The organism is Streptomyces sp. NPDC039430 (assembly GCF_055639435.1).
Window position 1 is genome coordinate 440600 of record NZ_JBVKAK010000003.1, and the last position, 13281, is coordinate 453880.

Annotated in this window: 18 protein-coding genes; 13 read left to right on the forward strand and 5 right to left on the reverse strand. The window is 70.0% G+C overall.

Annotation, left to right across the window (positions count from 1 at the left end; all coding sequences use genetic code 11):
- Positions 1 to 91: 91 nt before the first annotated feature.
- Positions 92 to 310, reverse strand: coding sequence for an SDR family oxidoreductase (locus ACZ7LS_RS11060; RefSeq protein WP_382667949.1), 219 nt, complete (start codon positions 308 to 310; stop codon positions 92 to 94).
- The gene (locus ACZ7LS_RS11065) at positions 307 to 663 is read right to left on the reverse strand and encodes an SDR family oxidoreductase (protein ID WP_385129302.1); all 357 of its coding nucleotides are present in this window, start codon (positions 661 to 663) and stop codon (positions 307 to 309) included. Before ACZ7LS_RS11065 ends, ACZ7LS_RS11060 begins: the two co-directional genes overlap by 4 nt.
- 15 nt (positions 664 to 678) lie before the next feature.
- Between ACZ7LS_RS11065 and ACZ7LS_RS11070 the strand changes: the two genes are divergently transcribed.
- Positions 679 to 1317 carry a CGNR zinc finger domain-containing protein gene (locus ACZ7LS_RS11070; protein WP_385129304.1) on the forward strand — a complete coding sequence of 213 codons (639 nt, stop codon included), beginning with the start codon at positions 679 to 681 and terminating at the stop codon, positions 1315 to 1317.
- 169 nt (positions 1318 to 1486) lie between these two features.
- On the opposite strand, the gene ACZ7LS_RS11075 is transcribed toward ACZ7LS_RS11070, so the two are convergent.
- The gene (locus ACZ7LS_RS11075) at positions 1487 to 2071 is read right to left on the reverse strand and encodes a DinB family protein (protein ID WP_385129306.1); all 585 of its coding nucleotides are present in this window, start codon (positions 2069 to 2071) and stop codon (positions 1487 to 1489) included.
- Between the two features lie 224 nt (positions 2072 to 2295).
- On the opposite strand from ACZ7LS_RS11075, the gene ACZ7LS_RS11080 reads away from it, so the two are divergent.
- Together ACZ7LS_RS11080 and ACZ7LS_RS11085 are read left to right on the forward strand one after the other, a co-directional pair.
- Positions 2296 to 2889, forward strand: a complete 594-nt coding sequence (locus ACZ7LS_RS11080; protein WP_385129308.1) for a redoxin family protein — start codon at positions 2296 to 2298, stop codon at positions 2887 to 2889.
- A gap of 14 nt (positions 2890 to 2903) precedes the next feature.
- On the forward strand, positions 2904 to 3797 hold the full coding sequence (locus tag ACZ7LS_RS11085) for a cytochrome c biogenesis CcdA family protein (RefSeq protein WP_385129310.1): 894 nt from the start codon (positions 2904 to 2906) through the stop codon (positions 3795 to 3797).
- A gap of 157 nt (positions 3798 to 3954) precedes the next feature.
- On the opposite strand, the gene ACZ7LS_RS11090 is transcribed toward ACZ7LS_RS11085, so the two are convergent.
- Positions 3955 to 4560, reverse strand: coding sequence for a TetR/AcrR family transcriptional regulator (locus tag ACZ7LS_RS11090; protein ID WP_382523076.1), 606 nt, complete (start codon positions 4558 to 4560; stop codon positions 3955 to 3957).
- Between the two features lie 120 nt (positions 4561 to 4680).
- Here ACZ7LS_RS11090 and ACZ7LS_RS11095 point away from each other — a divergent pair, with 120 nt between their 5' ends.
- The 10 genes from ACZ7LS_RS11095 to ACZ7LS_RS11140 all read left to right on the forward strand — a co-directional run bounded on the left by ACZ7LS_RS11095 (position 4681) and on the right by ACZ7LS_RS11140 (position 12253).
- On the forward strand, positions 4681 to 5334 hold the full coding sequence (locus tag ACZ7LS_RS11095) for a hypothetical protein (protein WP_385129312.1): 654 nt from the start codon (positions 4681 to 4683) through the stop codon (positions 5332 to 5334).
- Positions 5335 to 5455: 121 nt separating this feature from the next.
- Complete coding sequence (gene pcaDC / locus ACZ7LS_RS11100) at positions 5456 to 6748, forward strand: bifunctional 3-oxoadipate enol-lactonase/4-carboxymuconolactone decarboxylase PcaDC (RefSeq protein WP_382523070.1); 1293 nt, start codon at positions 5456 to 5458, stop codon at positions 6746 to 6748.
- A complete protein-coding gene (locus tag ACZ7LS_RS11105; protein WP_385129314.1) occupies positions 6741 to 6899 on the forward strand; it encodes a hypothetical protein in 159 nt (52 codons plus the stop codon). Before pcaDC ends, ACZ7LS_RS11105 begins: the two co-directional genes overlap by 8 nt.
- Complete coding sequence (locus ACZ7LS_RS11110; protein ID WP_382523065.1) at positions 6896 to 7528, forward strand: MBL fold metallo-hydrolase; 633 nt, start codon at positions 6896 to 6898, stop codon at positions 7526 to 7528. The genes ACZ7LS_RS11105 and ACZ7LS_RS11110 overlap by 4 nt, the downstream gene beginning before the upstream one ends.
- Positions 7529 to 7558: 30 nt before the next feature.
- Positions 7559 to 8344 (forward strand): exodeoxyribonuclease III, encoded by a 786-nt coding sequence (locus ACZ7LS_RS11115; RefSeq protein ID WP_385129316.1) that lies wholly within the window; start codon positions 7559 to 7561, stop codon positions 8342 to 8344.
- An 86-nt stretch (positions 8345 to 8430) separates the two neighbouring features.
- The gene (locus ACZ7LS_RS11120) at positions 8431 to 8871 is read left to right on the forward strand and encodes a DUF6278 family protein (protein ID WP_385129318.1); all 441 of its coding nucleotides are present in this window, start codon (positions 8431 to 8433) and stop codon (positions 8869 to 8871) included.
- A gap of 123 nt (positions 8872 to 8994) precedes the next feature.
- Positions 8995 to 9738: an amino acid ABC transporter ATP-binding protein gene (locus ACZ7LS_RS11125; RefSeq protein WP_382523056.1), complete on the forward strand. Its 744-nt coding sequence runs from the start codon at positions 8995 to 8997 to the stop codon at positions 9736 to 9738.
- Positions 9739 to 9751: 13 nt separating this feature from the next.
- A complete protein-coding gene (locus ACZ7LS_RS11130) occupies positions 9752 to 10690 on the forward strand; it encodes a glutamate ABC transporter substrate-binding protein (protein ID WP_385129320.1) in 939 nt (312 codons plus the stop codon).
- Positions 10691 to 10700: 10 nt separating this feature from the next.
- Positions 10701 to 11345: an amino acid ABC transporter permease gene (locus ACZ7LS_RS11135; RefSeq protein WP_382523048.1), complete on the forward strand. Its 645-nt coding sequence runs from the start codon at positions 10701 to 10703 to the stop codon at positions 11343 to 11345.
- Positions 11342 to 12253 carry an amino acid ABC transporter permease gene (locus tag ACZ7LS_RS11140; protein WP_382667922.1) on the forward strand — a complete coding sequence of 304 codons (912 nt, stop codon included), beginning with the start codon at positions 11342 to 11344 and terminating at the stop codon, positions 12251 to 12253. Before ACZ7LS_RS11135 ends, ACZ7LS_RS11140 begins: the two co-directional genes overlap by 4 nt.
- Positions 12254 to 12483: 230 nt before the next feature.
- On the opposite strand, the gene ACZ7LS_RS11145 is transcribed toward ACZ7LS_RS11140, so the two are convergent.
- Entirely contained in the window at positions 12484 to 13206 is a 723-nt protein-coding gene (locus ACZ7LS_RS11145) for a hypothetical protein (protein ID WP_382523042.1), read from the reverse strand.
- Positions 13207 to 13281: the final 75 nt, after the last annotated feature.

A 13281-nucleotide genomic window follows, 5' to 3' on the forward strand; every position in this document is an offset into this window, starting at 1 on the left:
GGCTCACAGCGTTCTCGCTTCCCGTGTGCCGCCGGGAGCGGTGGGTTGTCCGTTTGTACGGTCGGTCGGACGGATTCGTCGGACGAATTCGTCAGACGGATTTGACCTCGCCGCCGTCCATGCGGAGTGTCGAGCCGGTCATCCAGCGGGCGGCGGGTGAGACCAGGAAGGCCATGAGTCCGGCGATTTCCTCGGGCCGGCCGTAGCGTCCGATCCCGGCCTTCTCCGGGAACGCGTCGATGGCTTCCTCGACGGTCATGCCGTGATCGGGGGCCCAGTGTTCGAGGTAGGAGCGGCGGCGGTTGGTCATGACGGCGCCGGGCATGACGCTGCGGAGTTGCCGGACATCAGGACGACGGAGCCTTTGGTCTCGGTCAGTGCCGGCCATGCCTCGATCGTCAGTCGCCGGGCTCCGTGGAGTTTGAGGGCGAGGCCCGCGTCCCACTGCTCGTCCGTCATCTCGAACAGATCGATCTGGGGTACCGCACCCGCGATGTTGACCAGGGCGTCGATGCGGGTGAAGGCGTCGAGGGTGCGCCCGGTCACCGTCGCGGCCGCCGCCCGGCCCGAGAGGTCCACGTCGATGACGAGTGTCCGGGCCCCTTCCTTCCGCACCATGTCCGCGGTCTCCTCCAGATGGATTCGGTTCCGTGCGACGAGCACGAAGGACAGCCCAGGATGGCCCCACACACTCCGGCTCTGTTCCTGGCCGATTCGCCCGGTCTGGACTTCCTCAACTCGGTCGCGACGCCCGTCGACACAGAGGTCGACCGGATCGAGGACGGCGCGGGCCTGCTGGCTTGGCTGGAGGAGGCGGAACTGGTGTCGCCCGACACGCTCGCGTCGCCGCGGGAGCGGGCCATGCCGGGCGAGTTCGACACGGTCGCCGCCCGGACACGCAGCCTGCGCGAGGAGTTCAGGAAATTCGTCCTCGAACACAAGGGCAGGCCCCTGGGAGCGGAGAGCCAGGCGGAACTGGCGCCCCTGAACCGGCTGCTCGCACGGGACGAGGCGTTCCTCCAACTCGACTTCGTGGAACAGCACAACGGGCCGGCGCTGCAACTGCGGAGGGCACGCCGCCGGCGCTCACCGGACGCACTGCTGCACCCCATCGGCGAAGCGCTGGCGGGACTCCTCGCCGAGGAGGACTTCTCCGACGTCAAGGCCTGCGAAGGCCCGGCATGCACGCTCATGTTCGCTGACCACACCCGCGGTCGTGTCCGCCGGTGGTGCAGCATGGCGATCTGCGGTAACCGGGTGAAGCAGACCGCACACCGCAACCGGTTCAAACAGATCCGGGGCACCGCGGGCGCGTGACCGGCGCGGCTCAGGGAGCGCCGGTTCATCTCGCACAGCATGGCAGCTGTAGCCGCCGAGGCCAGCTGCTGACGGCCCGTCAGGACTCGGGGTGAGGGACCCATCCTGCGGCCGGGTGGTAGTGGTCGGGCCCACTCGTGGTCCGAGGATCACCACGTCGAGACAACCTCTAAGCCTTGATCGGTGCGGCCGACCTGGCGGCCTGCTCGATCTTCGCGCAGTACGCTGCACGGGCTTCCTCGTCGATCTGCTTCTCGTGTTCGGCGCGCAACCCGGTCCGGCCGTCGAGGCCCTCGCGCAGGATGTCGGCGTGCCCGGCATGCCGGATGGACTCGCCGAGGACATGGACCATGACGGCGAACAGGTTCGTGTCGGCATAAGGCTCCGGCCACCACGGCACGTGGCCGGGGGCGTCGAGGGGAAGCTCGTTGAGCGTCGCGTCCGAGTGTTCCCACGTGCGCCGGTAGAACCCGATGATCTGATCGCGGGTCTCGTCCTCCGTCGCCCACAGATCGCTGCCGTCGGAGTCCTGCCACCGGGGCAGCGGTTCCGGGGAAGGGCGGTCGAAGACCTCACCGAAGTACCTGGCCTCGACGGTGGCCACGTGTTTGACCAGGCCGAGGAGGTTGGTCCCGGTCGCTGTCAAAGGCCGGCGGGCGTCGTATTCGGACAAGCCGTCGACTTTCCAGAGCAGCGCCTTGCGGTCCCGCCGCAGTCTCCCGTGCAGGTTGCCTTTCGCGAATTCATCGATCATGCGGCATGAGCCTGCCATGGGCTGTTCATGGTCTCAAGATCCCGTAGGGGGTCCGCGACGACTGGCAGAGTCGAGGCCCGACCACGCCCTCGGCCCGTCCCGCGGCGGGCCTGCCCGTTGGACGACGTCACCGGACCGTAAGGACACCACCGCACCAGGAAGCCGAGAAGCGCCGGCGCGGCGATCTAGGTTCACCTCCCGTCCCCGACAGACAGGAGTCACCCATGCGAACCCGTGCCCTCCTTCCGGCCGCCGTCGCCGCCATCCTGCTCACCGTCACGGGGTGCGGCGCGGACAGTGGTTCCGACACCGGCGTCGGCGCGGAGGCAGGCTCACCGACGGCTGCCCAGTCCAGCCCCCGGGTGCCCGTCATCGCCACCGGCTCCCCGGGCGGTGTTGGCGGCGCGGCGGTGCCCGAGGCGCTGGGTTTCACCGCGACCACCGTGGACGGCAAGCCGTTTGACGCCGGGAACCTCGCGGGCAGGCCGGTCGTGCTGTGGTTCTGGGCCCCGTGGTGCCCCGCGTGCAAGGCCCAGGCAGCCGAGACCGCGAAGGTCGCCACCGCCCACCGGGGCACGGTGAGCGTCGTGGGCGTCGCCGGCCTGGATACCAACACCGCCATGAAGGACTTCGTCGCCGAGACGAGGACCGGCGTCTTCCCGCACCTGTCGGACGAGAAGGGCGAGGTGTGGAAGCGATTCGAGGTCACCGAGCAGAGCCGCTACGTCATCCTCGACAAGAACGGCACCACCGTCTACGAAGGGGTCCTGCCCGCGGGCAGGGGCCTGGCCGAGAAGGTCGCCGGACTGACCGGCTGACCGGCTGAACCGACATGGCCGGCCCTCCCCTCGCCCTCGCCCTCACGGCGGGCATGCTCGCCGCCGTCAACCCCTGCGGCTTCGCCCTCCTGCCCGCCTACCTGTCCCTGCTCGTCCTCGGCGACGACACCCCCGGCCGCACGGTCGCCCTCGGCCGTGCCCTGGCCGCGACCGTGGCGATCACGGCTGGGTTCGCGGCCCTCTTCGGCGCCTTCGGACTCGCCCTCCAGCCCGTGGCCGGGCAGGTCCAGCGACACCTGCCCTGGTTCACCATCGTCTTCGGACTGCTCCTGGCCGCAGCGGGCGCGTGGCTGCTCGCCGGCCGCCGGCTGCCCGCCCTGGCCCCGAAGCCACGGCGTGCCCCGAAGGTGACGCGTTCCCTGCCCTCCATGGCCCTGTTCGGCATGGCGTACGCCACCGCCTCCCTCGGCTGCACCATCGCCCCCTTCCTCGCCATCGTCGTCTCCGCCTTCCGCACCGGCTCCGCCGGCGAAGGCATCGCCCTCTTCGCCGCGTACGCCGCCGGCATGGGCCTGATCGTCGGCGCGGCCTCCCTCACCGTCGCCCTCACCCGCACCACCGCCGTCACCGGCCTGCGCCGCCTCGGCTCCATCACGCCACGGCTCGGCGGCGGACTGCTCCTCCTCGTCGGCGCCTACGTCGCCCACTACGGCTGGTACGAGATCCGCGTCCGGAACAACCCCCGAACCAGCGACCCCGTGATCAACGCGGCCGGCGCCGTCCAGCGGACCATCGCCGACTTCCTGCACGCGACGGGCGCCGCCGTGATCCTCGTCCTCTTCGCGCTCCTGCTCCTGACCATGCTCGTGATCCGCCGCCGACACGCACGCCCGGCATCCCGGACAGACGGCGCGCCCGAGCACGGACCGCGGCGACACGGAGCCTGAATCCGTCGGGGATCTCGGACCCTTTGGCCATCGGGCTCGGCCGCGGCCTGACCCGGCGGCCTGTCCTTCTTCGCGTAGTGCCCGGTGGCGTGCCGTGCCCGGCGGCGTGCCGTGCCCGGTGGCGTGCCTGACCGGCTGCGTCGGAGGTGACCGGCCGTCACGTTCGAGAGGTGAGGACGCAGTCGACGGCCATGTACAAGGTCTCCGTCTCGGATCGCAGGAGCGATTTCCCGGCGGGCAACGCCCTCTCGGCCGCGAGTCCGTTGAGGACGGTCATCAGGAATCTCGCGCGTCGAGTGTTCTCTCCCGCGGCCAGCGCGCCCTCCCGCGTGAGGATCGCCAGCCAGGACTCGACACGGCGTTGCCCTTCCCGGTCCATGGCGAGATACGCCGCGCGCACCTCGTCGGTCGGCTCGGGGGCGATGAATGTCTCGTAGAGCCTGCCCCATGCCTCTCGTGCCTGTTCCCCCACTCCGGCAGGCGCGAGCACCTGCCGGAGACAGTTCACGAGCCGGTCGCGCGCCGGGACCGAACGGTCGTGGATCCCGTCCTCGGAGACCACGTGGTCATAGATGACGGCGAGCACCGCGTCCCGCAGTTCGCGCTGCGCAGGGAAGAAGTGCCGGAGTGATCCGGTGCTCACCCCGGCCCGCGCCGCGACCGTTCGCACGCTCAGGTTCACCGAGGGGTCCTCTCCGATCATCGCCGCGGCCGCCGCGAGGATCCGCTCCCGCGTGCCGACGCTCTCCTTCTTCTCCGTCACTGCCGCCGCCTTTCATCACGCCGTACTAGTACACCGTGATAGCTTAGCTCCCCGGGTCACTATCACAGTGTGCTAGTCGTGAGTGCGGGATGCGGCCGAGAGCCACAGGGAGGCTGAAAGATGTTCGAGGAGCGGCAGCGGCGTCGAGCCGCCAAGCGCGTGCGACCGGGGGACGGGCGGCCCCTGCGACGCTTCCGCTGGTGGCAGTTGCCCGGCCGCGCGCTGTTCCAGCTTCCCCTGACGCGGCACGACGGTCGTCGGACGATGTACGCGATCGATGTCCGGCACTGGCAGAACCAGAGCGCCGGCACCGTCAAGGCGCACCTGTATCTCGACGGCAGGCTCCACGCCGAATCCAGGCTCCCCGCCGCCTTCCCCGTGCCCAACGGCACGATCGAGGTGGCGATGAGCGGCTTCGGGATCAAGCGCTGCCACTACGTCACCACCGCGGGTGCGGAACACCAGCTCGTCCCGCACCCTGCCTCCGCCGAGGGCCGCCGCGCCCGCCTCGACCGCGACCACCCGGCGCTCAGCCGGTGGATCGGCTTCTGCTCCCTCATCGCGCTCCTCGTAGGTGCCGGTCTTCTCGTCGTGCAGATCGTCGAACCGCTCTCCCGGATACCCCCCGTCGCCTCACGCGTCGGGAGCTTCGAGTCGCCCGTCCACCTGCCGCTGTGGCTCAACGTCACCCTCGGGGTCGCGGCAGCGATGGGCAGCATGGAGCGAGCGCTTCGACTCCGCTACAACTGGCTGCTCGACGGCGCGGCCAACTAGGCCCTGTCCGGGCGGTCGCCGACGAGGCCGACGCGTAGGGCGGTCCGTTCGCGTCCGGGCTCCGGCGGACCGGCATACCGGGCTGTCGTGGGAGAGGGAGAGATGTGAGAGGTTCGGACGCGTGAGTGATACGACGTCGCAGACCCTGCAATACCGTCTTGACGGACCGGAACAAGCGCCCATCCTGATCCTGGGCCCCTCCCTCGGCACAACGTGGCACATGTGGGATCGTCAAGTGCCCGAGCTGGCCCGCCAGTGGCGGGTGCTCCGCTTCGATCTCCCCGGCCATGGCGGAGCCCCCGCGCACGCCGCGGCCAGCGTCCCCGAGCTGGCGGAACGGCTGCTGGCCACGCTCGACGAGATCGGGGTGCAGCGGTTCGGCTACGTGGGCTGCTCCATCGCCGGTGCCATCGGCGCCGAGCTGGCGCTGCGCCGTCCCGACCGGATCGCCTCGCTCGCGCTGGTGGCCGCCTCGCCGCGGTTCGGCACGGCCGACGAGTTCCGGCAGCGCGGGGTGATCGTCCGCGCCAACGGGCTGGACCCGATGGCCCGCAGCGCGCCCGAGCGCTGGTTCACCCCCGGCTTCGCGGCCGCCCAGCCGGCCATCGTCGAATGGGCCGTCCAGATGGTCCGTACGACCGATCCCGGCTGCTACATCGCCTCCTGCGAGGCGCTGGCCGCCTTCGACATCCGGGCGGAGCTGGGCCGTATCGCCGTACCCACCCTCGTACTGGTCGGGGCCGAGGACCATGTCACCGGGCCCGCCGAGGCGCGCACGCTGGTCGCGGGGATACCGGACGCCCGGCTCGCGCTGGTGCCCGGAGCCTCCCATCTGGCGCCCGTCGAGCAGCCCGCCGCCGTCACGGATCTCCTCGTCCACCACTTCTCCACCGCCTGGTACAACCCGTCCGATACCTCCACCGGCCTCACCGTGCTGCCCGACCGCGGTCCCGCGCCCACGCTCTCGGCGATGATCGGCCCGGTCGCCGAGATCGCGCCCGCCGAGCAGCCCGAGGCCGTGACCACCGGGCGGCCCGACCCGTACGAGGCGGGCATGCGGGTGCGCAGACAGGTCCTGGGCGATGCCCATGTGGACCGCGCCATGGCCGCGGCGGACGACTTCACCGGAGACTTCCAGGAGCTGATCACCCGCTACGCCTGGGGCGAGGTCTGGACCAGGGAAGGTCTGGACCGCCGCACCCGCAGCGCCGTGACCCTGACGGCTCTGGTCGCGGGCGGCCATCTGGAGGAGCTGGCCTTCCATACGAGGGCCGCGCTGCGCAATGGCCTCACGCCCGCCGAGATCAAGGAAGTGCTGATCCAGACGGCCGTGTACTGCGGCGTCCCGGCGGCGAACACCGCGTTCCGGGTCGCGCGGACCGTGATCCAGGAGGAGACCACGCCCGATGCGTAGCAGGATGGCAGTACGCGCGCGGCTGTCCGCGCGGCTGAGCGTGGGGCAGCACGCGGGGCGGTCCGCAGCGCAGTACTCGGGGCAGTACGCAGGGCAGTACGCGGCGCGGAAGGCGCGCGGCACCGACAGCGAGGGAGGCGGTCAGCGGTGAAGCTCACCAAGAAGGCACACGCCTGCGTCCGGCTGGAGAAGGACGGCCGTACGCTCGTCATCGACCCCGGCGGCTTCACCGAGGACGACGCCACGAACGGCGCGGACGTCATCCTCGTCACCCACGAGCACGCCGATCACTTCGACGAGGGGCATCTGCGGGCCGGCCTCCGGGCCAACCCTGCGGCGGAGCTGTGGACGCTGCGCAGCGTCGCCGACCAGATCTCCGCCGCCTTCCCCGGCCGTGTCCACACGGTCGGCCACGGCGACACGTTCTCCGCGGCCGGGTTCGACGTCCGGGTCTACGGCGAGCTGCACGCGGTGATCCACCCGGACATCCCGCGGATCACCAACGTCGGCTATCTCGTGGACGGCTCGGTCTTCCACCCCGGCGACGCGCTGACCGTTCCCGACCACCCGGTCGACACGCTCCTGCTGCCCGTACAGGCGCCCTGGAACAAGATCTCCGAGGTGATCGAGTACGTACGCGAGGTCAAACCGCGGCGCTCCTTCGACGTCCATGACGCACTGCTCACCGAGCTGGCCCGGCCGATCTACGACACCCAGATCGGCAACCTGGGCGGCGCCGAACACAGCCGGCTCGCCCCGGGCCGCTCGGCCGAGCTGTGACTGTCGGACCCCGCCGATAGGCTGTCGCGCATGCGCATCGCCACCTGGAACGTCAATTCGATCACCGCCCGGCTGCCCCGGCTGCTGGCCTGGCTGGAGAGCACCGGTACGGACGTGCTGTGCGTCCAGGAGACCAAGTGCACGGAGGAGCAGTTCCCCGCGGAACAGCTCCGTGAGCTGGGCTACGAGTCGGCGGTCAACGCCACCGGCCGGTGGAACGGAGTGGCGCTGATCTCCCGGGCCGGCCTGACGGACATCGTCAAGGGGCTGCCCGGCGGGCCGGAGTACGAAGGAGTGACGGAGCCGCGCGCGATCTCCGCGTCCTGCGGCCCGGTCCGGCTCTGGTCCGTCTATGTGCCCAATGGCCGCGAGGTCGGCCATGACCACTACGCGTACAAGCTGCGCTGGCTGGAGGCGCTGCGCGAGGCGGTGGCCGACGACGCGGCGGGCGCGCGGCCGTTCGCGGTCCTCGGTGACTTCAACGTGGCCCCGGCCGACGAGGACGTGTGGGACCTGTCCCGCTTCGAGGGGGCCACGCATGTCACCCCCGCCGAGCGCGGTGCGCTCGCCGCGCTGCGCGAGGAGGGGCTCTCCGATGTGGTGCCCCGCCCGCTCAAGTACGACCGTCCGTACACCTACTGGGACTACCGCGAGCTGGGCTTCCCGAAGAACAAGGGCATGCGCATCGACCTGGTCTACGGCAACGGACCGTTCGAGGGCGCCGTCAAGGACAGCTATGTCGACCGCGAGGAGCGCAAGGGCAAGGGCGCGTCCGACCACGCCCCGGTGGTCGTCGACATCGAGGTCCCTCTTTAAAGACGCTCGGTTCACTCGCCCGCGGGGCACCGCCCGTTGCGCGCGCCCTATGGTGCCCCGGCGGGGCGAATGGCAGGCTGAGTGGTATGAACATCCCTTTCTTGGACAACTGGCGCAAGCGGCACGGCGGCGAGGACGGGACCTCGCTCGCGTCCGCCGTCGACGGCGACCCGGAGGGCGTGGCCGAGTTGCTCTCCGAGTGCGAGCTGCTGCGTGTCCGGGCGGGGCAGAACGGCCTTGAACTGGACAACTCCCCGGCCTCGTTGGAGGCGCTCGACCAGCTGCCGCCGCGCTGGCGCGACGACCCCGAGGAGCTGCCCTGGCTGGGCAACGACGCGGGGCTGTATCTGGGCACGGTGATCGTCCGTACGGTGCCCGGCGCGGTCTGGCACATCTGGCCCGGCGGGCACCCCGTGGTGCGCCTCGTCTCCGGGCGCGAGATCCAGGTCGTCGAGTCCGGTCTCGACTGGGCGGCGACCGGGGCGCCCGAGCTGTCCCAGGTCTACGCGGAGGCCGCCGAGGCCTGAACCCGGCCTCTTTTGCAGTAAATACGGCTTATGTCCCATGTGTGCGTGTCGAACGCGAAGTCCCTTGTCCGGCTGGATAGTTTGCGCTGACTTCGACACAGCCGGGAGTGGGTGGGGCAGCGCATGGCCGTCGATTCATTGATCGAACTGCGGGGCGTCAACAAGTACTACGGGCCGTTGCATGTCCTCCAGGACATCGATCTGACGGTCGCCCGCGGGGAAGTGGTCGTGGTCATCGGCCCTTCCGGCTCCGGGAAGTCCACTCTCTGCCGGACGATGAACCGGCTGGAGACGATCGAGTCCGGCCTGATCACCATCGAGGGAACGCCCCTGCCGGCCGAGGGCCGCGGGCTCGCGCGGCTCCGCGCGGAAGTGGGCATGGTCTTCCAGTCGTTCAACCTCTTCGCGCACCGGACCGTGCTGGACAATGTCTCGCTCGCGCAGATCAAGGTCCGCAAGCGCAAGAAGGAGGATGCCGACCGGCGGTCCCGGGAGCTGCTCGACCGGGTGGGACTTCTCTCGCAGGCCGACAAGCTGCCCGCGCAGCTCTCCGGCGGCCAGCAGCAGCGCGTCGCCATCGCCCGCGCGCTCGCCATGGACCCCAAGGTCCTGCTCTTCGACGAACCCACCTCGGCGCTCGACCCGGAGATGATCAACGAGGTGCTCGAAGTCATGCGGCAGCTCGCCCGTGAGGGCATGACGATGGTCGTCGTCACCCATGAGATGGGCTTCGCGCGCTCCGCCGCCAACCGCGTGGTCTTCATGTCCGACGGCCGCATCGTCGAGGACCGCACCCCGGAGGACTTCTTCACCGCTCCGGAGAGCGACCGGGCGAAGGACTTCCTCTCCAAGATCCTCAAGCACTGAGGGGGTGCGGTCCATGATCTCCGGTCGGGCACCGCGCGGGAGAACGCTTACGGCACCGCTCCTGCCCCTCCTGCTCGCCCTGCTGGCGGCGCTCACCGGCGGCTGCGGAAAGCCGGGCAGCCCGCCCGTGAAGGGCCCGCGGGCCGACGCGCTGCCCCACTACCGGGTGGACACCGCCTTCCGGCTGCCCGCCTCACCGACATGGACCAAGGCGAAGCGACGCGGCTATCTGACCGTCGGCGCCAAGGAGGACCAGCCGTACATGGGGGAGAGGGACCCGGCCACCGGCGTCTACTCCGGCTTCGACATCGAGATCGCCAGGATGATGGCGGCGTCCCTCGGCTTCGATCCGAAGACCATCCGCTTCCGTACGATCGCCTCCGCGAACCGGGAAACCGCCCTGCAGAACGGGCAGATCGACTACTACGTCGGCACGTACACCATCAACGAGAACCGCAAGAAGCTCGTCGGATTCGCCGGCCCGTACTACCTGGCCGGCCAGTCGCTGCTGGTGAGGACCGACGAGAACGGCATCCACGGGCCGCAGGACCTGGACGGCAAGCGCGTCTGCTCGGCCTCGGGATCGACGCCGTACCAGCGGATCCAGCAGGACTACCCGCGCATCCAACTCGTCGGCTACGACTCGTACTCCGTCTGTGTGGACAATCTGCTGACGTACCAGGTCGACGCCGTCACCACCGACGACACGATCCTCCAGGGCTACGCGGCCAAGGTGCCCGGCGCGCTCAAGGTGGTCGGCAAGCCCTTCTCGAAGGAGCCGTACGGCATCGGCGTACCGCGCGCCGACAACGCGCTGCGTCTCGCGCTCGACGACGCCCTCGTGGTCAACGAGCGGAACGGCAACTGGCAGAAGGCGTACGACGCGACCCTCGGCCTCTCCGGGCGCCAGGCCACCCCGCCCCCGCCGATCGACCGCTACCCGGCGAGCTGAGGCAGGAGCCATGGACGTACTCACCGACAACCTCTCGCTCTACGGCGAGGGCTTCCTCGGCACGGTCGAGCTGACGGTCTACGCCTCACTGCTCGCGCTGGCCCTCGGGTTCGTGATGGCCTCGTTCCGGGTCGCGCCGGTCCGCGCCCTGCGTGCGCTGGGCACCGTATGGGTCACCGTCCTGCGCAACACCCCGCTGACGCTGCTCTTCTTCGCGGTCGTCCTCGGGCTGCCGCGCTTCGGGCTCGTCCTCCCCTTCCAGCTCTTCGCGGTCCTGGCGCTCGGCTGCTACACGTCCGCGTTCATCTGCGAGGTGCTGCGCTCCGGCATCAACACCGTGCCCAAGGGGCAGGGCGAGGCGGCCCGCAGCCTCGGGATGACCTTCGGACAGACCCTGGGCGGTGTCGTCCTGCCGCAGGCGTTCCGTTCGGTCATCCCGCCCATCGGGTCCACGCTGATCGCCCTCGCCAAGAACTCCGCGATCGCGGGGGCGTTCAGCGTCACCGAGCTGCTCGGCACGTACAAGAGCCTCAGCGAGATGGGCTACAGCATCATCTGGACCTTCGTCTGGATCGCCGTCGGCTATCTGATCATCACCTTGTCCATCAGCGCGCTGTTCCACTTCATGGAGAAGCACTGGGGAGTCGCCCGATGACCTCGACGGCCTCGAAGACCCCCAAGCCGCCGCGGACCACGAAAACGTCCCGGAGCGAGTCGACCGCGCTGTACGACTTCCCCGGGCCCCGGACAGAGCGGCGGCACCGCTGGTACGGCGTGCTGGCGACGGCCGCGGTCGCCGCGCTCCTCGGCTGGCTGCTCCATCTCCTCTTCGCCACCGACCAGTTCACCGCCGTCAAGTGGACACCCTTCGAGTACCAGGGCATCCAGGACCTGCTGCTGCGCGGCCTCGGCAACACCCTCAAGGCCTTCGCGTTCGCCGCGGTGTTCTCGCTCGTACTCGGCGCGGTCCTCGCCTGCGGCCGGCTCTCCGAGCACCGGCCCGTGCGCTGGCTGGCCACCTCGCTGGTCGAGTTCTTCCGCGCCATGCCCGTACTGGTGATGATCTTCTTCATCTTCGTGGCGCTGAAGGTGCAGGCACTGCCCGCGCTGGTGGCGGGACTGACGCTCTACAACGGCTCCGTGCTCGCCGAGGTGTTCCGTACCGGAGTCAACTCGGTGGAGCGCGGTCAGCGGGAGGCGGCGTACGCGCTCGGCCTGCGCAAAACGCAGGTCATGACGTACGTGCTGGTGCCGCAGGCGGTCCGCGCCATGCTGCCCACGATCATCAGCCAGCTGGTGGTCGCTCTCAAGGACACATCACTCGGCTATCTGATCACCTATGAGGAGTTCCTCCATGCCGGAAAGCTCATCGCCTCGAATCTCGACTACGATTTGCCGTTCATCCCTGTGGTGATGGTGATTTCACCGATCTACATCGGGATGTGCATGCTGCTCTCCTGGTTCGCCCACTGGCTGGCCGGGCGGCAGCGGCGCAACCCGAGAACAGAGGCCGTGGGCGTCGACCCGGCCTCCCCAGGGACGCTGCTGCCGGGCGGGCAGTAGCTCAGGGGCAGTGGCCCGTCCGGCGGCAGCCGGAGATCACTTCTCGTACGGGTCTCGTACGGACGGGAAGAAGGTCAGCTGTGCGCCGGTCGGGTTGTGCTCCACAGGGGAGCGCGCCCGGCGGGCGGGCCACGTGGGAAGCGCCGTCCGCCCAGGCTCCGGGCGCCGTCGCGCTGTCCCCCACGGGCCTCCGCGCGGTCGCCTCCACGCGGCTTCGTCACGCGGCTTCGTCACGCGGCGGCGGGGACCGGCTCGCGGGCCGCCCGGGTCACATCCGCGACCAGCTCCACCACATCGGGGCCGTACGCCGCCGAGTTGACCACCTTCAGCAGCAGACAGAACGAGTCGCGGCCGTGCTTGCGCGCCAGCCTCTCGTGGTGACGGAACAGATAGCGGGTGGCCGCCTGGTTGGTGATGGCCCGCTGGCCGCAGAAGAGGAAGACGGGCCGCGCCCCTTCCCCGACGGTGAGCCGCGCCAGCAGGACGTACTCGGTGACGCCCCCCTCCGCACGGTAGCGCTCGGAGCCGATCTGGAACGAGCCCCGGTCCGGCCCCGGTTCCGTACTCGTGTCGACTTTCACACCGGGCAGCAGCGAACCGAGATGGGCGGCCATCCGGCGATTCGCGTACGGACCACCCAGGCAGAATTCCGTACGCTCCCCGAAGCCCTGGCGCGCGGTGTCGTGCTGGACGATCTCGGCGTGCGCGCCGCAGTCCTTGATCAGCGCGGCCAGCTCCAGCAGCGCGGCGACGTCGTAGCGGTGGACCGCGCCGTCACCGCCCGCCTCACGACTGACGACCAGCAGGCATTCGGAGTGTCCCGGCAGACCGAAGAACGCCTGCTTGCGGCGGAGCCTGCGGCGCCAGAGATGGGTACGGGCGAGCCAGCCCAGGGAAGCGCCGATACCGGCGGCGACTACGCCGAGCACGATGGTGCGTATGTCGTCAGTCATGGGCGCGCATCGTAGCGGGACGAGGCGAACACAGTTCGAGACGGTCCTGACGGGGCGGGGGCGTCGGCGCTACGC